This is a genomic window from Coprococcus phoceensis, assembly GCF_900104635.1.
In the GTDB taxonomy this organism is placed as follows: domain Bacteria; phylum Bacillota; class Clostridia; order Lachnospirales; family Lachnospiraceae; genus Faecalimonas; species Faecalimonas phoceensis.
This window is the reverse complement of sequence record NZ_FNWC01000007.1, coordinates 2,152,512-2,177,113: the sequence shown is the minus strand read 5'-3', so window position 1 is coordinate 2,177,113 and position 24,602 is coordinate 2,152,512. Positions and strand designations below refer to the sequence as shown.

At 42.3% G+C, this 24,602-nt stretch carries 15 protein-coding genes; 9 read left to right on the top strand and 6 right to left on the bottom strand.

The genetic code is table 11. From position 1 onward, the window contains the following. Nucleotides 1-164 precede the first annotated feature (164 nt). The 4 genes from BQ5364_RS14030 to BQ5364_RS14015 are packed head-to-tail and all read left to right on the top strand — an operon-like array spanning nt 165 to nt 7,098. Nucleotides 165-5,402 carry a glycoside hydrolase family 84 protein gene (locus tag BQ5364_RS14030; RefSeq protein ID WP_004613466.1) on the top strand — a complete coding sequence of 1,746 codons (5,238 nt, stop codon included), beginning with the start codon at nt 165-167 and terminating at the stop codon, nt 5,400-5,402. Nucleotides 5,403-5,451: 49 nt separating this feature from the next. Then, the gene (locus tag BQ5364_RS14025) at nt 5,452-6,366 is read left to right on the top strand and encodes a magnesium transporter CorA family protein (protein WP_004613467.1); all 915 of its coding nucleotides are present in this window, start codon (nt 5,452-5,454) and stop codon (nt 6,364-6,366) included. A 17-nt stretch (nt 6,367-6,383) separates the two neighbouring features. Continuing rightward, nucleotides 6,384-6,938, top strand: a complete 555-nt coding sequence (locus tag BQ5364_RS14020; protein WP_071144488.1) for a phosphatase PAP2 family protein — start codon at nt 6,384-6,386, stop codon at nt 6,936-6,938. Further along, a complete protein-coding gene (locus tag BQ5364_RS14015) occupies nt 6,919-7,098 on the top strand; it encodes a DUF6472 family protein (protein WP_022250995.1) in 180 nt (59 codons plus the stop codon). The genes BQ5364_RS14020 and BQ5364_RS14015 overlap by 20 nt, the downstream gene beginning before the upstream one ends. Nucleotides 7,099-7,139: 41 nt before the next feature. Here the strand turns inward: BQ5364_RS14015 and BQ5364_RS14010 are convergent, their stop codons facing one another. Beyond that, the gene (locus BQ5364_RS14010) at nt 7,140-7,700 is read right to left on the bottom strand and encodes a CatA-like O-acetyltransferase (protein ID WP_207646124.1); all 561 of its coding nucleotides are present in this window, start codon (nt 7,698-7,700) and stop codon (nt 7,140-7,142) included. 213 nt (nt 7,701-7,913) lie between these two features. On the opposite strand from BQ5364_RS14010, the gene BQ5364_RS14005 reads away from it, so the two are divergent. Further along, nucleotides 7,914-13,307 (top strand): glycosyl hydrolase family 95 catalytic domain-containing protein, encoded by a 5,394-nt coding sequence (locus tag BQ5364_RS14005; RefSeq protein ID WP_207646123.1) that lies wholly within the window; start codon nt 7,914-7,916, stop codon nt 13,305-13,307. 47 nt (nt 13,308-13,354) lie between these two features. Here BQ5364_RS14005 and BQ5364_RS14000 read toward each other — a convergent pair whose 3' ends face one another. From BQ5364_RS14000 to BQ5364_RS13980, 5 genes are all read right to left on the bottom strand, one after another. Further along, a complete protein-coding gene (locus tag BQ5364_RS14000; protein WP_004613472.1) occupies nt 13,355-14,578 on the bottom strand; it encodes an NAD(P)/FAD-dependent oxidoreductase in 1,224 nt (407 codons plus the stop codon). Beyond that, complete coding sequence (locus BQ5364_RS13995; RefSeq protein ID WP_022250998.1) at nt 14,575-15,027, bottom strand: 4Fe-4S dicluster domain-containing protein; 453 nt, start codon at nt 15,025-15,027, stop codon at nt 14,575-14,577. Before BQ5364_RS13995 ends, BQ5364_RS14000 begins: the two co-directional genes overlap by 4 nt. Before the next feature lie 11 nt (nt 15,028-15,038). Next, complete coding sequence (gene cooS / locus BQ5364_RS13990; RefSeq protein WP_004613474.1) at nt 15,039-16,922, bottom strand: anaerobic carbon-monoxide dehydrogenase catalytic subunit; 1,884 nt, start codon at nt 16,920-16,922, stop codon at nt 15,039-15,041. 84 nt (nt 16,923-17,006) lie between these two features. After that, nucleotides 17,007-17,408, bottom strand: a complete 402-nt coding sequence (locus BQ5364_RS13985) for an RrF2 family transcriptional regulator (RefSeq protein WP_022251000.1) — start codon at nt 17,406-17,408, stop codon at nt 17,007-17,009. Between the two features lie 191 nt (nt 17,409-17,599). Beyond that, the gene (locus BQ5364_RS13980; protein ID WP_071144487.1) at nt 17,600-19,024 is read right to left on the bottom strand and encodes a phospholipase D family protein; all 1,425 of its coding nucleotides are present in this window, start codon (nt 19,022-19,024) and stop codon (nt 17,600-17,602) included. Nucleotides 19,025-19,342: 318 nt separating this feature from the next. Here BQ5364_RS13980 and BQ5364_RS13975 point away from each other — a divergent pair, with 318 nt between their 5' ends. The 4 genes from BQ5364_RS13975 (at nt 19,343) to BQ5364_RS13960 (ending at nt 24,533) form a co-directional block, all read left to right on the top strand. Further along, nucleotides 19,343-21,529 (top strand): PTS sugar transporter subunit IIABC, encoded by a 2,187-nt coding sequence (locus tag BQ5364_RS13975; protein WP_004613477.1) that lies wholly within the window; start codon nt 19,343-19,345, stop codon nt 21,527-21,529. 108 nt (nt 21,530-21,637) lie between these two features. Beyond that, nucleotides 21,638-22,471, top strand: coding sequence for a PRD domain-containing protein (locus BQ5364_RS13970; protein WP_022251003.1), 834 nt, complete (start codon nt 21,638-21,640; stop codon nt 22,469-22,471). Nucleotides 22,472-22,497: 26 nt separating this feature from the next. Further along, nucleotides 22,498-23,172 carry a response regulator transcription factor gene (locus tag BQ5364_RS13965; protein WP_004613479.1) on the top strand — a complete coding sequence of 225 codons (675 nt, stop codon included), beginning with the start codon at nt 22,498-22,500 and terminating at the stop codon, nt 23,170-23,172. Then, the gene (locus BQ5364_RS13960; protein WP_071144486.1) at nt 23,169-24,533 is read left to right on the top strand and encodes a sensor histidine kinase; all 1,365 of its coding nucleotides are present in this window, start codon (nt 23,169-23,171) and stop codon (nt 24,531-24,533) included. Before BQ5364_RS13965 ends, BQ5364_RS13960 begins: the two co-directional genes overlap by 4 nt. The last annotated feature ends 69 nt before the right edge of the window (nt 24,534-24,602 follow it).

Here is a 24,602-nt window from a genome sequence, read left to right as displayed (position 1 = left end):
TAGAGAATATCATATGATAATAACGATTATATGGATTGTTACTATTAGATTAGGCGAGACCAGGGAAAGAGTTTTAGATAGCTCCTGTAAAGTGGGGGACTATTTAGAATGTCCTTGGTCTTTTCTTTTTTAACAGGACAGATTCAGGAAAGGATGAAAGAGGAATGAAAAAGATTGCAAAACAAATGTTGACAGGATTACTGGCGATTGCAATGGTTTTAACAATGGGAACGCCGGCAATTCCAAAGGTTTATGCACAGGACAACACTCAGGTGGAATACGAGATTTATCCGAATCCACATGACATGTCCTACCAAGAGGGAGAATATGTTATTCGCCCGGAAGTGAATGTAGTTTTTGAAGAGAAAATTGATGAAGCTACACAGAACAGAATGAATGAAGTTCTGGAAGCGAAAGACAAGAATATCACTGTGACAGCAGAAAAAGCAGAAGGTAAGACAAACATTTTAGTTGGTACCTACAATTCAAAAGGTTATGTAGACAACTATGTGAAGGAGAACTACAACGTAGATGCAAGCTTGTTTGAGCATTATGGTTCTTATTTTCTGGCATCCAACAATGATGAGATCGTCATTTTAGGTGTGGATACAGATGCAGCATTCTACGGAATTACATCATTAAAACATATCTTTAATCAGATGGACGGGTCTACAATCCGCAATTTCGAGATGAGAGATTATGCAGATGTAAATATTCGTGGATTTATCGAAGGCTATTATGGAATTCCATGGTCTAATGAAGACCGCATGTCTTTGATGAGATTTGGTGGAGACTTCAAGATGACTTCTTATATCTTTGCGCCGAAGGATGACCCATATCATTCTGCAAAATGGCGTGAGCCATACCCGGCAGATAAATTGGAAGAAATCAAAGAGATGACAGAAGTCGGAAATGCATCAAAATGTCGTTTTGTATGGACAATCCATCCATTTATGAACGGTGGTATCACAGAGGCAACATATGACGCAGATATCCAAAAGATTAAAGATAAATTTAATCAGTTGTACAATGTCGGAGTGCGTCAATTTGGTGTACTGGGAGATGATGCAGGAAATCTTCCTAGAAAAGTTGTAATTAGAGTTATGAATGACTTGCAGAAATGGGCAGATGAAAAAGGCGATGTATATGATCTCGTATTTTGTCCGCAAGGCTACAACCATTCATGGCAGGGAAATTATTCTGAATTAAATGAATTAGATGAAGGTTTCCCGGAAGATGTTCGTATTTTTTGGACAGGTGAAGCAGTGTGTCAGCCAATCGAGCAGAAGACACTGGATCACTTTAGAAGGCATAATTTACCGGAGGGCAAGACAGAACGTCGTGCACCGTTATTCTGGTTAAACTGGCCTGTAAATGATATCAATCATGGACGTATGCTGATGGGAAAAGGTGTGCAGCTTCACACAGATATCAATGTAAATGATATTTACGGAGCAGTGACAAACCCAATGCAGGAGTCAGAGGCTTCTAAGGTTGCGATTTTTGCAGTTGCAGATTATGCATGGAATGTAAAAGGATTCGAGGTAGATAAGAGCTGGGAGGATTCTTTCAAATACATTGAAGCAGATGCGACAGAAGAATTACACACACTGGCAAAACATATGTCGAATCCACAGCCAAACGGACACGGTTTGGTGTTGCCGGAATCAGAAGAATTACAGCCGTTGTTGAACGAATTTAAGACAAAACTGGACAACAATGAATCTGTAAAAGAAGTTGGAGCAAGATTGATGCAGGAAATGGATGTCATCATCGACGCTTGTGATGGTTTTCATGCAAAAAGCAAAAATGAAGCGCTCAAAGCGGAGTTACTGCCATTTACAAATTCACTGAAAGAATTATGTAAATCAATCCGCTCATTTGTAGAAGCGCAGATTGCAATTGAAAATGATGATATGTATGCAGCGTTTAACAGCTACACAGCAGGAAGCTCAAGCTTTAAGACATCAAAGACATTTACAAAGCCAATGATCAATGGAAACCCACAGGTAGTATCACCAGGTTCTACACACTTGATTCCATTAGCAGAAAAATTAGAAAAGAAACTATCCGGCCCAATCAATGATTATGTATCCGGTGAGGGAGAAAATCCGCTGGTGATCACAGCAGAGTCAAGCTTTGATACATGGTATTCCGGAAATATTAACAATATTATCGATGGCGATGAAAATACACATGCATGGCACAATGGCGAAGAAGCGGCAGGACAGTACTACCAGGTAAATTTCAGTAAACCAAGTACAGTTTACGGTGTCCATATTTTAAATGGTGCAAATCAAAGCGGAAAAGCTCAGGATACATTTGGAAAGGCAAAAGTAAAATACAAAGTATCCGGAGAAGACACATGGAAAGACTTAACAGATAAAGAATACGGTCCATATGCAGAGCGTGTAGATGTATCCGGTATCGAGATTGAGAATGTTGTGGCAGTACGTTATGAATGTACACAAAAAGGCTCAGGCAATAAATGGCCATCTATGAGAGAATTCAAAGTATCCACAACACCGGAGACAGGAGTTGAGTTTACGAAAGAAGTCATCCGTACACAGGACGGATGGGCTCCATATCAAGGAGAAGAAAGTAACTTGATTGACGAAAATACACAGACATCAATCTGGTATAATGTAAGACAGAATGGAAATCCGGCAAATACTACAATCAAAGGTGACTATGTCGGAGTGAAATTATCACAGCCAATCACGTTAGGTAAAATTGATATTTTACAGGGTAAGAATGACAATGATGGTGATTACTTCAAGAATGTAAAATTGCAGTATTCAGTAAATGGAACAGACTGGAAGGATATTCCGGGTGTAGAGCCGTTTAAAAATACAAGACATATTCAGGTAGATCTTTCGGACAAAAACATCGAGGCACAGTATGTTCGTCTGGAAAATCAGGAAAATCAGGAGAGCTGGATTGCTTTCAGAGAATTTGATGTAGATGCAAAAGTATTTTACAATGCGAAAGCATATACAAACGTAGATGCATATAAAGATTTTGGGGCAAACGTATTTGCAGATTCAGCAGAGCTGGCTCCACAAAATGACATTGCGTTGGAGAAAGATCAATATATTGGTCTGAAATTAGATCGTGTACATGAGATTACAACGATTGAGAAGCAGTTAAAAGATGCAGACGGTATTACATTAGAAGTATCGAAAAACGGATACGAATGGACTGAGTATGCAGCTGGAAAGAATGTAGATGCACGTTATGTACGTCTCATCAACAAGACAGATGCGAAGAAAACATTCGATATTCAGAAGCTGTCATTGAAGACATTTGAGATTTATGAAAAATCACTTGTAGCTGATCAGACAACGTTTGCAATCGGTGAGGCGGCAAGCAATCCGGCGACAAACCTGTTTGACGGAGACCGCACGACACAGGTTATCTATCAGGGAAGCCAGAATCAGGGCGCAAAATTTGTCTATGATCTGGGACAGACAATTGACCTGAAGACATTGAAAGTAGTATGTAGAGACAGTGAGATTGATTTCCCACGTCACGCAAAGATTTCAGTATCAACAGATGGTCAAAAGTGGACAGATGTGATGACAATCGGTAATCAGGATAAAGAAAATGAAGGCGAAGCTTCAAACGAAGATAATATCAATGATGTACTTCCGTTACATGAGACTTCCTACAATGCAAAATTGGAAGAAAATATCAACCAGAAAGCTCGTTTTATCAAGTTTGAGATTACAAGAACAAAAGTAGGTTCAGATAAATGGGTGAGATTCCAGGAATTTGAGATCAATGGCGGTGAGTATATGCCGACAGTGAACGACCCGACATTTGAAAGTGACTGTCTGGATACAAGAAACGGAAAATATGCATACATGGTAGATGCTGATCTGTCTACAGCATTTGTTCCGGCAAAAGAAACAGGAACATTGAACTATACAGTTTCTGACAATAACAATGTCAATGTGATTAAGATCATTCAGGGAGCAGACGCAATTTCCAATGCGACTGTAAAAGCCCGTACATTGAAAAATCCGGATAAATGGATTACACTTGGAACGCTTGCACAGACAGTAAATGAGTTCGTATTAGAAAAAGATACCGTTCTCTTAGATGTGAAATTAGAGTGGAAAAATGTGACACCATCTATCACAGAATTAGTATTTGCAAAAACAGATACTGTGAATGTGGACAAAGCAGAACTGAAAAAGCTGTTAGACAACAAAGAAGATACTTCTTCTTGGACAACAGACAGTAAGCAGGCATATGATGCGGCAATTGCAGCAGGTCAGAAAGTATATGACAGCGAACATGCAAGCAAAGGAAGCGTTGACAGCGCAGTACTTGCAATTAAAAATGCAGTGGCAGACAAAGAGTTGAAAGGCGATATGTCAAAATTGCAGGCAGCATTGGACAAGGCGCTGAAAGATTCTGAGAACTACACAGCAAGAACATGGCGTGTATACAGCAACGCAGTAAGTGCGATTGAAACAGCAATGGAAAATGCGGATAATACATCAGTAGCAGATGTAGAAAAATTACTTGCAGATTTAGAGGCGGCAAAATCAGCGCTTGTATACAATCCGTCTGCAATGGAAGAATGTATGCTCGCAGTGCAGGCAGAAAATGACTTTATCAATGCAACAGATAAATCTATCTATACAGAAGAGTCTTGGAATAATTTTGTTGCGGCAAAAGAAGCAGTGGAACAGCTGATTGAAAAGAACAAGACAACACCGGTACACCCATCAGAATTTAAAGATGCATTGAAAGCGTTGAAAGATGCAAAAGAGGGATTGACTTTTGTACCGGTAGCACCTGTATCAAAAGAAGTGTTGTCTGGATTGATTAAAACAGCGGAAGGTTTAGATGCACAGCTTTATACAAAAGACAGCTATCAGGCATTGACAGAAGCACTTAACGCTGCAAAAGCAGAATTTGACAGAACAGACAGTACAGAGGAGTCTGTAAAAGCGGCTGTTGACAAATTAGATGCAGCGATCAAAGCGCTTGTGACAAGAGCAAATGGTGAGGAAGTGAAAGCTTATATCAATGGTATTGAGTTGAAAGATGCCTCAAAATACACAGAGGAATCTTACAAGGTATATAAAGATGCATATCAGAAACTTTGTGGAGTATTAGATCGTCTTGACAATGTTTCACAGGAAGAATATCTGAAACTGAGAAATGCATTTGAGACAGCGGAAGCAAATCTTGTGGAGAAAGATGCTGCTAAGCCAGAACAACCAAAACCAGATAAACCACAGCAGGATCAGAAACCAGATTCGGATGACAAGCATGAAGTTCACACAGGTGACACAACAGAAAGTAGTCTGCCAATGGCATGGTTGCTTGCAAGTGTTGTCGCAGTGGGCGGAATATTGATCAGCAAAAAGAAAAGAGTAAAATAGTGAATTCTAACGAGGGAGAGCGGTATGCTCTCCCTTTTCAGATGCTGAAATGTATGTTAGAATAGGGCAAAGCATTGACAGAAGACAGGAGTGTGTAGATATGGACCAAAAGTGGGATATGGAGATTTTGTCAGTTGAAAAGTTTGCGGAAAGATACGAGGAATTATTTCATAGAAGTTTTGAGTCAAGCAAACTGCATTACATTCGTTTCTGCAAGGCGGAAAATTGGAGTCAGGCAGTGGAGGGGACGTTTGCAATTCCGCAAAAAGAACATTTACGAGGAGAAAAAACAGCATTTGGATACTGTGTATTACCGAACCGATTTATTTTTATTGAGTACGAGACAAAGATAGAACCGATGCTGAGAGAGATGAAGGACTATCCGAATATAGATGCGGCATCTCCGTTGCAGTTTCTGTTCAAATTTATGGAATATCTGCTGGAAGATGATATGATTTTTTTGCAAGGATATGAAGATAATTTGGAGGATCTCGAGGATGAACTGTTAAATAACAATCTGGAAGATTTTAACCGCACGATTCTGGCTATCAGAAAAGAACTTTCTGTGCTGAGTTCCTATTATGAACAATTATCCGATATGGGAGAGACGCTAAAGCAGAATGCGGCCGAGCAGGGGGCTGAGAAAGAAGAGTTATTATTTTCTTTGTTATGTGAAAGGGCGGGACGGTTTTATTCGACTGTCCAGGAATTGAAGGAGTACTCCATGCAGCTTCGGGAGATGCATCAGACACAGGTGGATATCAGACAGAATGAGATTATGAAATTTCTCACGATCGTGACAACCATATTTATGCCACTGACACTCATTGCAGGATGGTATGGTATGAATTTTGTCCATATGCCGGAGCTTTCATTGCGGTATGGATATGTGGTTATTTGCGGCATCTGTCTGCTGATTGTGTTGATTGAGATATGGTTCTTTAAAAAGAAAAAATGGTTTTAGAAAATAAGGAGAAAAAGATGGGAATAGAAATACAATTTTTAGACTGGCTACAGACGTTACATAGTCCAATAGTTGATAAAATGATGCTTGGGATCACGCACCTTGGAGATGCGGGAATTTTTTGGGTCGTGTTGGCGGTCATTCTGCTTTTGATCCCGAAAACGAGAAAGAGCGGATTGATCGTGGCAGCGGCATTATGCATTGATGTCATTGTGTGCAATGGAATTTTAAAAAATCTGTTTGCCAGAACGAGACCGTTTGATGTCAATGAGGCAGTGCAGCTTTTGATTACAGCGCCAAAAGATTTTTCGTTTCCGTCAGGACATACGGCTGCATCTTTTGCGGCGGTTGCGGCGCTTTATTTTGCGGGGAAGAAAAAGCTTTGGAAGGTCTCGCTTGTGCTTGCTGTTTTGATTGCATTTTCACGAATGTATCTGTATGTGCACTATCCGACAGATATTTTAGGCGGAGTGCTTGTCGGGCTTGGAGCCGGAGCGGCGGGTTATTATCTTGTTATCACATTGCAAGAACGAATTGGAAGGAGGAAGAAAAATGGCTCAGACGAACTGTGAGAGTTGTATGAATTACGAGTATGATGAAGAATATGATTACTATGTATGTATGAAAAATCTGGATGAAGATGAGATGTATCGGTTTGTTCGGGGAGAATTTCGGGATTGCCCGTACTATCAGTTCGGAGACGAATATCAGATTGTGAGAAAACAGATGTAAAAAGGCTGTGTGCAGTGACACAGCCTGACACATTCTGAGACTTATAATTCATCAATCATTTTTTGAAGACCTTCATAGAATCTGCCAATATGAACGCCGTCGATTATGCGGTGATTGACTTCCACGGACATTCCGAGTGTCTCACGACCGTTTTGGGCCATGATCTTTCCCCAGGTGATTCTTGGAATCATATCATCGATATCCAGATTACGTTCATGGGTACATCCGGTAAGGTCAAGCCACGGAAGACAGGACATATAGATCAGCTCGTCGCCTTCTTCGGTCTGGTCAATAAACGTCGTCTGTGTATGACTTTTTTCTTTTGCAATACGGCAGAATTTTTCCATGGAATCCTGGCAGCGGACAGTGACAATATAGAACTGTTCACTGTCTTTTTTTATGTCTGTAAAACTTGGAATCCGCTCTTCTAAAAGTGCAACTTTTCCATCATGGATTGTATAGCGGAAATTTTCCACTTGATTTATCGCTTTTGTAACCAGGTAGGTCAGTGCATAATAGAAAGAAATACCATGGCTTTTGGTGTATTTGTGAAGCTGCGTGACATCCACACGGAAAGTTGTACTGTAAAATGGATGATCCACAGTAGAAAAAAGTCAAATAATTCTGCTCGTGACCAAATTAATTTGTCAATATATTTCATAACAACTCCTCCTGAAAATATTTATTATATTATAAAACAACAAAAAAGAATGTTCGATAAATAAATTTATTGTCAAAGTTGACAATGTATAATAGCGGTAGTATCATCGAAAGAGGAAAGAATAGAAAAAAGAAGCTAAGATGAAGGAGAGGTTATGGTGAAAAAAGGAATCAAACAGTTTCTTGCAGGGATGTGCGCAGTGTTGGTCATGCCGACCGGAACTGTACAGAATGTGCTTGCAAAAGAGTCGGAACAGGCATTGCCGGTATCCGCGGAAAAGTCGATCAATCAAGAATTGAAATTATGGTATACTTCGCCGGCTAAGATCGACACAGCAGAAACAAATGGCGGCGAGTGGATGCAGCAGTCCCTGCCTTTGGGCAATGGAAATCTGGGAAATCTGATTTTTGGAGGGATTGCAAAGGAAAGGATTCATTTTAATGAAAAGACGCTTTGGACAGGTGGACCTTCATCAAGTCGTCCAAATTATCAGTTCGGGAATAAGGCAACAGCGTATACCGATACGGAGATTGAGGAGTATCGAAAGCTTTTAGATGACAAATCTACAAATGTATTCAACGATGACAAAAGTCTTGGCGGTTACGGAATGGGGGCAAAGATTAAGTTCCCGGGAGAGAATAATCTGAACAAAGGAAGTTATCAGGATTTCGGAGATATCTGGCTTGATTTTTCCAAGATGGGAATCAATGATAACAATGTAAAGGGCTACCGCAGAGAGCTGGATATTCAGACCGGAATTGCGGCGACAGAGTTTTCTTGCAAAGACGTGACATATAAGCGGGAACATTTTGTGAGTAATCCGGATCAGGTGATGGTGACAGAGCTTTCTGCATCTGAAAAAGGAAAACTTGATTTGAATGTAAAAATGGAGCTTAATAATAGTGGTTTAGAAGGGAAGACCACTTTTGATGAAAAGAATCAGACATGTACGATCGAAGGAAAGGTAAAGGACAATGATCTGAAGTTTTGCACAACGATGAAGCTCGTTCTGACAGGTGGAAAACTGAGCGCAGATGAAAAGAATCAAGTCTATCAGATTCAGGATGCAGATTGCGTGATGATCGTGATGGCGGCAGAGACGGATTATAAGAATGATTATCCGACATATCGGGATAAGAACAAAGATTTGAAAAAAGTAGTCGCTGACCGTGTGAACAATGGAACGAAGAAATCCTATGATGAGTTGAAGGAAACACATATCGCAGACCATCAGGGATTATTTGACAGAGTAAGTCTGGATTTGGGAGAACAGCGCACATCAGTACCGACGAACCAGCTTGTGGATGAATATCGAAATGGAAATTATTCGCATTATCTGGAAGTGCTGGCATTTCAATATGGACGTTATCTGACAATCGCAGGTTCAAGAGGAACACTTCCAAGTAATTTAGTTGGATTGTGGACAGTTGGCAACTCTGCGTGGACAGGAGACTACCATTTCAATGTGAATGTACAAATGAATTACTGGCCGGTTTATGCAACGAATCTTGCAGAATGTGGGACAACGTTTGTAGATTATATGGATAAGTTAAGAGAGCCGGGACGCCTGACTGCGGAGAGAGTGCACGGAATTGAAGGAGCAGTGAAAAATCATACCGGATTTACCGTACATACAGAGAACAATCCGTTTGGTATGACAGCGCCGACAAATGCACAGGAATACGGATGGAATCCGACAGGGGCTGCATGGGCAATCCAAAATCTTTGGTGGCATTATGAGTTTACACAGGATGAGGCATATCTGAAGAATACGATTTATCCGATTATGAAAGAGGCAGCTCTGTTTTGGGATTCATATCTCTGGACATCGGAGTATCAGAAAATTAACGATGAGAACTCGCCATATAACGGCCAGAACAGACTTGTAGTTGCACCAAGTTTTTCAGAGGAACAGGGACCGACAGCAGTTGGAACAACTTATGACCAGTCGCTTGTGTGGGAGTTGTACAATGAATGTATCAAGGCAGGAAAAATTGTCGGAGAAGACGAAGCACTTTTGAAATCATGGGAAGAAAAGATGCAAAAACTGGATCCGATTGAGATCAATGATACAAATGGAATCAAGGAGTGGTATGAGGAGACACGTGTCGGACAGAAGAACGGTCATAACCAGTCTTATGCACAGGCAGGAGATCTTGCAGAAATCGAAGTTCCAAACAGCGGATGGAATATCGGACATCTGGGAGAACAAAGACATGCATCTCATTTGGTAGGTCTGTTCCCGGGAACATTGATCAACAAAGACAATGAAGAGTATATGAATGCGGCAATCCAGTCTTTAACAGAGCGTGGAGAATACTCTACCGGCTGGTCAAAGGCAAATAAGATTAACCTTTGGGCAAGGACAGAGAATGGAGAGAAAGCATATACACTTTTGAATCATCTGATTGGAGGAAATTCTTCCGGGCTTCAGTACAATCTATTTGATTCTCATGGTTCCGGCGGTGGAGACACTATGATGAATGGAACTCCGGTATGGCAGATTGACGGTAACTTTGGCCTGACATCCGGTGTGGCAGAGATGCTTGTACAGTCACAGTCCGGATATACACAGTTTCTTCCGGCAATTCCAAGCGCATGGGAAGAAGGAAGCGTACAGGGACTGAAAGCAAGAGGCAACTTTACAATTGGAGAAAAGTGGGCAAACGGCGTGGCAGAGACATTTACGGTATGCTATGACGGAGACAAAGAAAGCAGTACATTTACAGGATCTTATGAGGATATCACCTCTGCAAAAGTATATGCTGATGGAAAAGAAATTGAAGTGACAAAAGAAGAAGAAACAGGTCGTATTTCTTTTGAAGCGAAAGCAGGAAAGACGTATACAATTGATATGTCTGAGACGAATGTGGAGGAATTGAAAGAGAAGGCAACAGCATTTTTAAAACAACTCCATCCGGATCTGATCAAGATTAAAGAAGAACTGCAGTCGGCGATTGACCGTTCTTCAAAAGAACTGGGAAGTATTCTGACAAAAGCAAAACAGATGGATCAATTATACCGCACATATCTGCAAGAAGCAGAGAACGTATATTATCTGACTGATCAGGAAGGGCTTGCCTACAATGAGATTGATACTATTTACAATCAGTTGAGAGAATTGCGCAATACGTTGCTGGAAAACACAGGGGATATGGAATACTATCAGAAGGCAGAAAGTCAGCTTACTGATACCGCGGCACAATTAGAAAAACAGATGGAGAACCGGGTGATTTCATTTAGTAAAGATTCCAGAATCATTGGGGAGGACCGGACGCTTACTTTGAGTAAGAGTGAGAATGCTAAAAATTATGAGATCCGCTATACAACAGATGGAAGTGTTCCGAGAAAGACATCAGAAAACTACGAGAAACCACTTCAGTTGAGTAATCAGGAGGACACTGTTGTCAGAGCAGCATTGTTCTATAAAGAGCAGAGAGTCAGTCCGGTATATACAAAGAAATATATGACAGAAGGTATTTCCGTTAAAGATTTGGTAGTATCCCATGAAAACCATTGGGGAGATACTTATGCAAAAGAGAAGATGATTGACGGAAATCCGGCGACAAGATGGGCATCAAAAGGTGTAGATACTTCCAAACCGATGGAGCTCACATTGACATTTGCAAAAGCAGAGCTACTCAGCCAGATGAAATTTGACCTCTTTGTGTCAAGAAATAATGCGATTGGTGCATTTGAAATTCAAGCGCTTGTGGATGGAACCTACCAGACAGTGTACGAAGGTACAAAGATGGGGGATATCAATGATAAGGTGGGAGATGTAGATGGAAACAGCGAAGGGTATCATGCATATTACTTAGCGGAATTTCCGGAGATCAATACGGATTCTGTAAAAGTGATACTGAAAGCAGGATTCTTAGGCGAACCATCTCTGTATGAGGTGACACCACTTTGTGCAGGTGTTCCGGCAGATAAAGCTGGTGACGCAGCAGAATTGGAGAGCATGATTGGATTGGCAGAGGAAGCAGACCGTACATCAGACTATTATGTAAATGCACCGCAGGAACTAAAAGATGCATTTGAAGAAAGCATTTCAGATGGAAAAGAAATGTTGAAAGCATCACAGGATTTGATGGATTCCAGAACCGAATTTTTATCAAATAGATATGACCGTCTTGGCTTTGGGGAGACAGATAAATCGGCGCTGGAGACATTGATTGCACGGGCAGAAGAAGCGCTGAAAGGCGAGTATACAAATGAGTCTTTGTACCAGTTAAAGAAAGTGCTTGCAGAAGCAAAAGAAGTTTTGGCTGATGAGAGTGCAAAACAGCCTACAGTCGATCAGACAGCGCAGAAACTGCAAAAAGCATTAGATAATTTGGAACAGGGAGGATTTGAAGAGATACAGGTTCCTTCAGGAGAGCTGCAAGGCTCTGATAAATGGATTCAGGCAGGTAAATTCAAGGCGACAGCAGATGACAATGCGGGACCGTTGACGTATGAATTTACCGGACATTTCATACAGGTTCCGACTGTAAAAGGAGATGACCACGGAGTCATTCGGGTGACGCTTCAGGATCAATCCGGAAAACAAATTTATCAGGAAGAGATTGATACATATGCGCAAAACCGAGTGGAAGGAACAGAGCTGATGCAGGAGGAATTTGCAGAAGGCTCGTATACGATTCAGTTTGAGCGAGTGGGAAAAAGCACACAGGCACAGGATAAAAGAGGCTGGGTTGAGGTTGGCGCACTGACGATTCGGAAAGAAAAGAAAGAAATGGTGGATAGATGCAAGCTTGAAGAAGAATTGAAGCTTTGTGAGGGTCTGAATGAAAAAGAGTATACAACAGAAAGCTGGACTGCGCTTCAAGAAGTTGTAAAAAGTGCAACAGAACTTTTGAAAAAACCAGATGAAGAGACCTGTACATCTGAGATGAACGATAAAGCAGCGGAAGTAGAAGCGGCAAGGGCAAATCTCCAGAAAGTGACGGTAGATATATCGGAACTGAAAGAGGTCATTAAGACAGCGAAAGCAATTTCTTCGGAGGGATACACAAAAGAAAGTTTTGAGGCACTGCAGCAGGGTATCAGAGAAGCAGAGGTATTGTTAAATGGCACATATACACAGGATGAGGTAAATGAAAAGACGGCCATTTTGAAACAGCGAATCAGCGGACTGCGTGCGGATAAGACTGCACTTCAAGAAAAGTATGATAAGATTAAAGATATGACACAAGGTCAGGCGACGGATGAGTCATGGAAAGAGTTTACAGGACTTAGAGAACAGGCGAAAAATGTATTGGACAATCCAAATGCAACACCGAATGAGGTATCTGAAATCTTAGAAAAGCTGAACAAATTTGAATTTACATACAAGGATAAAGAGAGCGGAGAAGAAGATAAAAAGGATCCGAATCCGGGCACTTCGGGAGATTCCGAACAACAGGGAACTTCTGATACATCTCACAAAAAGGAGAGTGTAAAAACGGGAGACACTACAGCCATTGCTGTTCCAGTCGCAGGAATTGTGGGAGTAGCAGTATTGTTGTATGTGATGAGAAAAAGACGAAAAATAGAATCATAATATGTAAAGCGGCTATGAGGCAAACTCACAGCCGCTTTCATTATACGTTATATCTGATAGCAATACGCTCCATTTTCTTTGACTCCATAAAAATCGGCAAAGGAAAGATGGAAAATATCTTGTTCTTTTCCGGATAAATCAATCTGATTTTTGATTAAATACTGATAAATACCGGAATAGTCAATTTTTCCCTGTAGTAAGATGCTGTCAAGCTTTCCATCTCTGATGATGGCACGTCTGTAATTGTGAGCATCTTCCTCCTCAAGCACGATATCGCCTTCCTCGGCAACACCGCGACCGAGGGAGAGTGTGACGAGCCCGTAGAAGTTCATTGTGTTTTTCATGGCGTAGCGGTCTGTGTATTCCGCCTGTATTCCGCACATATTGAGCGCAGCAATCTGTCCCTGCTTCATTGCATTTGGCCAGATTCCGGAAAGACCGGTTACATCTCCTGCCGCATAAATATTCGGGCAGTTTGTTTCCATGGTATCAGAAACCTGAATAAAGCGGTCTACATGAATTGGAGTATCAAGGGCACATTCCACGGCAGGGCGGACACCGGCTGCAACGATCACCAGGTCGCAGTCAATTTTCGTTCCATCATCAAGGAGAACAAAATCAATTGCGCCGGCTTCGTTCATATGTGTCTCTGATGCTTTTTTGCCGAGAAGAAATTTGCAGCCATGTGATTCGAATAAAGTTCTGTACGCATTGCCGGCGGTCTCATTCAGCTGGATCGGAAGAATGCGGTCTGCCATCTCTACAACGGTTACATCTTTCCCCCGCTCTAAAAATGCGTATGCAGCGTCCATGCCGACCAATCCGGAACCAACTACAAGGATACGGTTCGCCTGATCAGCAAGAGACCGGATTGCCTGCGCATCAGACAGGTGACGAAGGCCAAAGACATTATTAGCTTCCCGAAACTGTCCGACCGGAGGAATAAAGCTGTTTGCTCCGGTTGCAATCAGCAGACGGTCATAGGAACAGCAGGTGTTATCATTGAGAACAACGACCTGTTCTGCGGTGTCGATGGTGCGGACAGAGACACCGTTTCTCCATTGAATCCGATAAGTCTCAAAAAAGTCCGGCTCTACAAAGGACAACGTATCCTCATTACGCTCATGACTCAGATAGCGGTGGAGCATACAGCGGGAATGTACATGCTCATCCGTTGAAATCATTGTGATAGCAGCATCCGGGTCATTTTCACGGATTGTTTTTGCGGCGGTGATACCGGCAGCGCCGACTCCGATAATTACATGAATCATAAAGACACCTCCTCAACATAGATTGCTTTCTTTGGACAGGATTTCACGCAGTTTGGCTTTGCATCGTCCTTCATACAAAAATCACATTTGACGACTTTTGTATGGGTTGCGGTGTCTGCTTTTAAAACGCCGTAAGGACAGTTCATGACACACATAAAGCAAGAGCCGCATTTTTTTTCGTCGTAAGAGACAATTCCCGTTTCCGGATCTTTGGAGAGGGCGCCGCTCATGCAGGACATGACACACTCCGGTAGATCACAGTGTCTGCAGAAAATCGGGCGGTAACTGCCGTCCGGCATTTTTTCAATGTGATTGCGAGATTCATTGTGAATATCCGTAAGGTCTAAGTCATAGACGGTTCCAGGGGTATCCCTGTGTGCCTGCATACAGGCGACGGTGCAGTTTTTACAGCCGTCACAGAGAGAGGCATTGATCATAATTCTTCTCATAGCAGCACCTCCTATATCTGTAAGCCCTGACGTTTTTCTAAAATGATCTGTTCCAAAATATCGGCAGAGGCTTTTGCGTCATCGTTGATAATCACCTGTCCGCCGGTCAGTTCTTTCATATCCTCTGTCAGAACCTTCACGGCAGTCTTGCTTCCGGTTACAAATGGAGGAAGTCCAAGGTGAAGCGGAAGACCGAGAGCCAATCCGAAACATCCGTCAGCCAGTGCCTGCTCTTCCAGCCATTGAGCGGCAGACAGAACGAGCGGGAGCTGAGGAAGGTCAACACCAAGTTCTGCGGCAATCTCTGTCGCAACAATTTCAAGACGTCCGATTGCAAGGCAAGGACCAAAATTCAAAACAGGCGGAATATTCAGTTTCTGACAGACTGCACGCAGGCGAGGTCCGGCTAATTCGGCAGCCTCCGGTGTCATCAGGCCACAGTTTTCGATTCCTCCTGAAGAACATCCGGCTGTCAGAACAAGAATATCGCGCGAAATCAATTCTTTTGTAAGTTCCACGCTTAAGACATCGTGTCCGCCGGCTGTTAAGTTTGAGCAGCCTACGACACCGGCAATTCCCTTAATCTCACCTGCTGCGAGCAGTTCAATGAGAGGAGTCCATTTCCCACCGAGGAAGGATTTTAAGGAGCCTTCGCTTACACCGGTTAACGTATGGTCATTTCCATGCTCTTCCATCAGATTGAGCGGAACGCATCCTCGTCTTTCTTTGTAAGCTTCCACAATTTTATCGATGATGAGATCACTTTGTTCTGCGCGGTGTTCAAATTCAAATGGCATCAGTTCTGCATTTGCTTTTTTCGCTACATCATCCAGACAAATCTGTTTGATCTTCAGCTCGTCACAGATTGGCTCGATACCCGGAAGTGTACAGTTGAATTCGGACAAAACTGCATCAATTGCTCCGGTTGCGAGAATTGCTTCGCTTGTGTAGTTATTACCGGCATGTCCGTCGAATACTTCTGTATAATGAGCGCCACGGAGTTGTAGATCCTGTCCCACACAGGTACATCCAACCAACTTGAACCCTTTTGCGCCGGCTGCCAAAGCTTTCTTTTTTGCCTCTTCGGAGATGAGTTTTTCCTGCAGATCGACAAAAATCGTATGCTGATGTCCGGTGATCATGATATTGATGTAATCCGGATCAATGACACGAAGTCCGACCGGAGCAAGACGAAGTTCTGGCTGACCAAGAAGTACGTCATTGAGAAGGTTGGTCAGTGTCAGTCCGTATACGCCTGTTGAAATTCCAAGTTTTAGACAGTCAGTGAGCATATCGACAGGGTCAGAGTTTAAGTTTGTGGAACATTTAACCACACCTTTGAAAACTTCTGCTTTTGCACCGCCTGGCATGATACCGAGTTCTTTCCAGCGCTTGATGCGCGGAGCATATGCGATTTTTTCAATCAATTCAGCGGATACATATTCAGGCTTATATAAATCAGCAAGAACGGAGTCGGCGACTTTCTCAGCTTTCACATAGATATCCTCATCTGTGATACCGAATAATTCAGCAAGATGATCCAAAGATTTCAATCCTTTTAATTCACCGCGGATCTGAGCTGTTTTTTTCAAATTCAATGCGGTATTTTCAACAATATGTATATAACATCCGCTGCCGGAAGCGACTGCTCTTAAAAAGTTTCGGGTGACGATCGTGTCTGCGTTGGCGCCGCAGATACCTCTTGGAGCCTCCGGAGTGATACGGCAAGGCCCGTTAGAGCAGAGACGGCAACAGACACCTTGAAGACCAAAGCCACATTTGGTACTCTGACCCTCCACACGGTGATGAGAAGTTTCCACTGGGAGCGAACGGATAAATCCTTCTAAAGGTTTATCGGCGCTTTTGCAAGTTGTACATCCATAACATTGATTCATGATAAAATCCTCCTTTTAAACTTGACTAAAATAGTAAAGATTAGGCCTGAAAAATATGCCTGGCACATTTTTCGAGTATACAAATTATCCGAAAAATAATTCAGATAAAGATTTCTGACGCATCTCCTGCAAAAGCATGGATTGCAGGCGGCAGAATTCCCGATGTACCAGACATGGTTTTTGCTGATTGTTCATAGAACAGTGATAGCCGTCTTTCATACACTCTAAAAGCAGAATGTCAGGGTCTACGGCGGCACAGATGTCATAGAGAGAAATCTCAGATAATGTCCGGTTCAGACAATATCCGCCATTTGTGCCGCGGCAACTTTTTAAAAGACCCTGTTTTTCCAGTTTTCTGGTAATTTTGTATGTCATTGCAGAAGGAAGCTGCTCTGCTGCACAGATATTGGAGACACTGACAAGTTCTCCGTCTGAGAGCGCTCTCATAATTCGGATCGCATAATCACATTCTTTTGTAAACAGCATAAAATACATACCTCCTGAGTCATTTCGCCCAATCCTGTTCGGGTTGTATTTACTATATAATACTGGATAAAAATGGTCAAGTATATAGAGACTACTTGTAAAAAAACGGTAATATAGACAAAAACAGGAGGCATTTGTCTATGTTTTAACAAATAAAATTATACAACATTAACAAAACAAACCATTGTGTGTTACAAGAATCTTCGAAGTGGAATGGTTATCACACGCAGTATGGCATAGAAGATCTTTTTTCCAAAACTCAAATCTTTGGAGTGATAGTTTTCACCGTAATCATATTCTCCGTCATTTCCCATTGTTTTGCTGTATGTTTTGTCGCGTTCCATTTCAGTTTGGATGATGGAATTTAACTCCGGGCAGTCCACTGCAAGCATCAGTTCGGTGTCCTGATAGGTGCTTCGCATATCCATATTATAAGAGCCGACAATGCTCATGCGGTCATCAATCAAAACAGCTTTTGTGTGACAGGAATGAGCTCCCATAAATTCATAGACGCGGGCGCCGGTTTCCCAGATGTTTTTTTTCTGGTTCAGATAATCTGTGCATCCCCAAGGATTTGCACCGCTTGCCACATCATTTGTGATGATCTCCACCGGAATGTTCTTTTCGTGAAGTTCTGTCAGATCCTGATACATTTCTTTTCCGCAAATAATATAAGGAGTGTAGATACGCACCTGTTCGCCTTGCATCATGAGCTGATGAAGAGAATACCACATCCACGGCTCTTTGTTTTCGGACTTGATTGGATTGGAGAGCAAAGATACTTTATTTGTGTGCAGTGTGAGTGCTTCATAGTCCCATGTACTGTAAGCGTCCGGATATTTTTCTTTTAGAGAAGTGTACCGATTTTCTAGTTTTGCTTTACAGCTTTGAATCTTTTTGGTCATTTTTTTGCATGTATATTCTTTGCTGTCAGAAAGAGCCCAGACAGATTCAAAATAGTCAGTGAGCTGGCGAATGGAGGAAGAGTCGTTTTCTGCCGTCTCATAGACAAATAATTCACGATCAATATTTTTGGACCTGGAGTAGTCGCCGAGAAATAAATTTGTCGTATTTCTTCCGCCGAGCAGATACATTTTCTGGTCGACAATGACGTATTTGTCATGCATCCTTGCCTGTAAGTTCCAAGGTTTTAAAAGATTTATAGGATTGTAAATGCGAATGGATACGTTTTCGTGCGAGGCAAGTGCCTGAAACCAGGAATTTCGTTTTACATCTAAAAATCCGCTGATCCCGTCAACGAGAATGCGAACCGAGACGCCACGGTCAGCAGCGTGCAGCAGAGATGCCATCATATCCTGCCCTGATTTGTCCGCATTAAAATCAAAAGTAGAGAGGATGATTTCGTCTTTTGCCTCGTCAAGCATATGTAATCGGTACAATAAGGCATCTGTGTTGTCATTGATATATGCAACCCGTTCCGTACCGGCAGTATCACTGTAAAATGACTGTTTTGCGAACTTTTTCTGATAAGATACAGAGACATTCTTGTGTTGAATATATGGAATGGCAAGCAGCGCAATATAAATTAGCAAAAAGAGAAGTAAAATCTTTCCGATTGGTAAGCTTCTGAGTGAAAATAAGTGTTTCTTTTCCATAATAAAATCCCTCCTGTATGCTAGTATAAATCGAAATATACCTTTTGTGTTGGATTTGAAATATTAAATTTTTAGAAAGCGAGCTAACTTTTATAGGGCAGAGTGGGAACAGTGAGAAAAAATAAATTGACATTTCCCGATGAAGAACTTATAATGTAGGCATATTGGGTGTGTAACTGTACGGCAGGCATTAACCTTACATGAACGTTATTTTGGATGTTTTTGTAGGTTAATGCTTTTTTGTTGCATAAATACATGTAAAACTCCAAAGTATCTTCATAAGAGCCAAACGAGTCAACAAGAAAGGGGAAAAGAAAGGTGAAGGACAAGATTTTTGGTATTTTACAGAGAATCGGAAGATCTTTTATGCTTCCGATTGCAATTCTTCCGGTGGCGGGTCTGCTGCTTGGAATCGGAAGTTCGTTTACAAATGAGACAACAATTGCCACATACGGACTTCAGAAAATATTAGGAGACGGGACAGTGCTCCATGCACTGCTTACGATCATGAATAAGGTCGGAAGTGCGGTGTTTGATAATCTGCCATTGATTTTTGCGGTTGGTGTTGCAATTGGAATGGCAAAAAAAGAAAAAGAGGTTGCGGCATTATCTGCATTAATTGCATATTTTGTTATGAATGTGGCAATCAATGGTATGCTGGTAGTAACAGGGGAAATTACAGCGGATGGGCAGATTGCCAAAGATGTGCTGGAAGGAACAATCGCATCTGTATGTGGAATACAGTCTCTTCAGATGGGTGTATTTGGGGGTATCATTGTCGGACTTGGTGTTGCGGCGCTCCATAACCGTTTCCACAAAATCGCACTTCCGAATGCATTGTCATTTTTTGGAGGTTCCAGATTTGTTCCGATTATCTCTACAATTGTATATATGTTTGTTGGAATTGGTATGTATTTTGTGTGGCCGCCGGTTCAGAATGGCATCTATGCGCTTGGAGGGCTGGTTACAGGAAGCGGATATGCGGGAACTTTGATTTTTGGTATTATTAAGCGTGCCTTGATTCCGTTTGGACTGCATCATGTGTTTTATATGCCGTTTTGGCAGACAGGTGTCGGCGGAAGTATGGAGGTGGCTGGACAGGTTGTGCAGGGAGGTCAGAATATCTTCTTTGCCCAATTGGCGGATTCGGCGAATATCGCACACTTCAGTGCAGATGCAACCAGATATTTCTCAGGTGAATTTATATTTATGATCTTTGGACTTCCGGGCGCTGCGCTTGCGATGTACCGCTGTGCAAAACCGGAAAAAAGAAAAGCGGCAGGCGGATTACTGCTCTCAGCAGCATTGGCATGTATGCTGACGGGTATCACAGAGCCGTTGGAATTTTCATTCTTATTCGTGGCGCCGGCGTTGTTCGTTGTTCAGGTCATCCTGGCAGGTTCTGCGTATATGGTGGCGCATATGCTGAATATTGCGGTAGGACTTACATTTTCAGGAGGATTCCTTGATTTCTTCCTGTTTGGAATTTTACAGGGAAATGAAAAGACAAGCTGGATGAGAGTCATTCCGGTTGGAATTATTTACTTTATTTTATACTATGCGATTTTCACGTTTATGATCAAGAAGTTCAACTTTAAGACACCGGGACGTGAAGATGAGGATGCAGAGACAAAACTGTACACAAAAGCAGATGTAAATGCAAGAAAAGAAGGGAATCAGACGACATCAAATGAGGCACATATGGATCCGGTGAGTGCACTTATCACAAAGGGACTTGGTGGAAAGGCTAATATCAGTGATGTGGATTGCTGTGCGACAAGACTTCGTATTACAGTCGAAGATGCAGGAAAAGTAAATGAGGATATTTTAAAACAGAGTGGTTCCAGAGGAATCGTAAAAAAAGGTCAGGGAGTGCAGATCATTTATGGACCACAGGTGACTGTGATCAAGGCGAATCTGGAAGATTATCTGGAAACAGCGGATGATAGCTTGGAAGAGACAGAAGAGGTGATTGAGAGATCTTCTTCCGAGGAGAACGCTGTGACAGAGAAAACAGTCAAAGACGAAGGAAAAGTGACAGAGACAATCATCATATCAAGTCCGATTACCGGGAAAGCGGTGGAAGTAGCAGAGATACCGGACGAAGGATTTGCAGGAAAGATGATGGGAGACGGTGCAGGTGTGACCCCGACAGAGGCAGAAATCGTGGCGCCGGAAGATGGTGTGGTTGCATTTGTATTTGAAACAAAACATGCGCTTGGATTCCAGACGGACTCAGGTCTTGAGATGCTTTTGCATATCGGAATCGATACGGTTGCACTGAATGGACAGGGATTTGAAGTGTTTGTTGAAAATGGTCAGAGTGTGAAAAAAGGAGATCTGTTGATGAAAATAGATGTCTCATATCTGACAGAGCATGCACCGTCTCTTTGCTCGCCGGTTCTTTGCACAGATCTGAAAGAAAACCAGAAAGTGAGACTGCTTGCCGAGGGTGAGGTGAAAGCAGGAGAGCCATTGTTTGCAGTGGATTGTTACGAAAAATAGTGAACAGTAACGGAAATAAAAAGTTTCAAGCGGACCGGAAAGGTCCGCTTTACTTTTTTCGTGGATTTTGTTACCCTAGTATCAGAAGAAAAAATCTGGGGGAATATCATGTACAGAGTGAGCAAAGTCTTAAATAATAACGGTGTGATAGCGATTAATATGGAAGAAAATATAGAATATGTACTGTTGGGAAAAGGGATTGGCTTTGGAAAGAAAATCAGTGAGAGGTTCGAAGCGCCAGACGGATGTGCGAGGTATTCTCTGAGAGAGGATACAGAACGTGGCAGCGCGAAAGAGCTGGCAAAAAGTATCGCTCCAGAGTATTTGGAAATTGCCAATGCGATTCTTGTAGAAGCAGAAGAAAAATTCGGACGTATCGACAGAAGAATCTTGTTCCCGCTGGCAGACCATATTTCTTTTGCGGTAGAGCGAATCAGACATGGAGAGCAGATCAGCAATCCATTGACAGAAGATATCCGAGCGCTGTTTGGCAGCGAATATCAGGTTGCCTCCAAGTTAAAAGAGATTCTCAAGGAACGGCTTTCTGTGGAGATTGATAGTCATGAGATCGGTTACGTAGCGCTCCATATCCATTCGGCGATTGAAGATGAGAATGTGTCGATGGCAATGCAGATGGCAAGAGCAGTTCGGGAATGTGTCAAAATATTGGAGCAGGAGACCGGAAAGCAGATTGACGTGAGATCACTTTCTTATAACAGGCTGATGAATCATGTAAAATACATGATCATACGGGCAATCAAGAAAGAAAGCATCAAACTGGATCTGAACGATTATATGCAACAGAACCATCCGGAAGCATTTCGCTTAGGCAGGTTAGTCTGTCAGGATATTGAAAAAGAGTGCGCGATTCGACTGGAGAAGATGGAAGTAGGATATCTTGCGATGCATATCGAGAGAGTATACTCTGGGATATCTGAGTAAGATGTGAAGAAGGGAAGGTGGATTTTATGCGCATTTTAATCGCGGAAGATGAGAGAGATCTGAATCAAATTATCACAGAACGTCTGAAAAAAGAGCACTACAGTGTAGATTCGTGCTTTGACGGAGAGGAGGCGCTTGACTATCTTGCAGCAGCACCTTATGATGCAGTAATTTTGGATATTATGATGCCAAAGTTAGACGGACTGTCAGTCCTAAGAAAGATGCGAAACAAAAATGAAAATACACCGGTTTTGCTTTTGACGGCGAAAGACAGTGTGGAAGATCGGGTAAAAGGGTTAGATGCAGGGGCGAATGATTACCTTGTGAAACCATTTGCGTTTGAAGAATTATTGGCAAGAGTCCGTGTGCTTGTGCGAAAAACCGCTGCTGTGCAGAAGACCTGCTATGAAGTCGGCGGTCTGGAAGTGCATGTGGATACGCATCAGGTACTGCGAAACGGAAAAGAGATTGCACTTTCCAGTAAGGAATTTGCATTGCTTAGATATATGGTACAGAATGAAGGAATCGTGCTTTCCAGAGAAAAATTGGAGCAACATCTTTGGAATTATGATTATATGGGCAGCTCTAACGTGGTGGATGTATATATCCGGTATCTGCGCAAGAAGATTGATGAAGGATTTGAACCAAAACTGATCCATACCGTGCGGGGAGCAGGATATGTGCTGAGGGTGAATGGATGAAAAAAGTATCATTAAAAGTAAAATTAACACTTTTGTATACCGCTTGTATGGTTTTTGTCATTGGATTCATCTTTGCGGTTTTGTTTTCAATCAGTAACCGGGAGGTGTTGGCATCTACACAGATGAAACTGAAGAACCGGGTTCAGGAGAGTATGGATGAAGTCGAGTGGGAAGATGGACAATTGGAAGTGGATTCGGATTTTTATCAGATAGAGGATAATGTGTATTTGGCATTATACGATGAAAATGCGTATTTTTTATATGGAAAGCGGCCGTCAGGATTTACGGAGCAGATTGATTTCTCAAATGGAGAGGTGCAAAAAGTCAAAGATGGGAAGCGCGAGTGGTATGTCTATGATCTCAAGCTTCAAATGAAAGAAAACACTGTCTATATTCGTGGACTTACGTCAGTTACCGATGCGGAGGAAAGCTTTCTTATCACAATTCGGGTTGCGGTGATTCTGCTTCCGTTGACGGCTCTGCTGGTCGGAATTTTAGTATACCGGATGACGAGACGAACGTTGCTTCCGGTGAAAACGATCACAGAGACTGTGCAGGAAATCCGTCACGATGCAGATTTGTCAAGACGAGTTGGATTATATAAAGAAGATGGAAGAAAGAATCGGGATGAGATTGCATATTTGGCACAGACATTTGATGAGATGTTGGAGGAACTGGAGAAGGTATTCCAAAGGGAAAAACAATTTACATCTGATGTGTCACATGAGCTGCGAACACCTGTCAGCGTTATTTTGGCACAGTGTGAGTCGTGTCTGGAAGAAGAAAGCTTTAACGAAAAACAGCGGGGACAGATTATGGTCATACAGAAAAAGGCGCGGACAATCGCAGAGCTGATCTCACATCTGCTGATGCTTTCAAGAGCAGATCAGGGAAGGCTAAAACTTCATTTGGAAGAAGTGAATGTAAGCGAACTTGTGGAGATGATCGTGGAGGAACAACAGATACTCGCAACAGAACGTGATATCACGATTCAGACGAAGATCGAACCGGAATTATATGCAAAGCTGGATGAGACACTTTATATCCGAATGATGGACAATTTACTCTCCAATGCGACGGCATATGGAAAAGAGGGAGGGACTATCGAAGTGACGCTGACACGAGGCGCAGAAGGCTTGTGTGGAACCGTGAAAGATGATGGAATCGGGATTGCAAAGGAGCATCTTTCACACATTTGGGAGCGGTTTTACCGCGTGGATGCAGCGCGCACAGGCGGGAACCATTCAGGACTTGGTCTTGCTATGGTGAAGTGGATCGTGGAAGTACATGGCGGAAACATACAGGTGGAAAGTGTGCCTGGAGAGGGAACAACATTTACGTATGTGTTCCCTGAAAGGTGAAAAATATAAATATTTTTGAATGAATTGCAGAAATTTTAATCTTTCTTTAATCTTTTGTGGGTATACTAA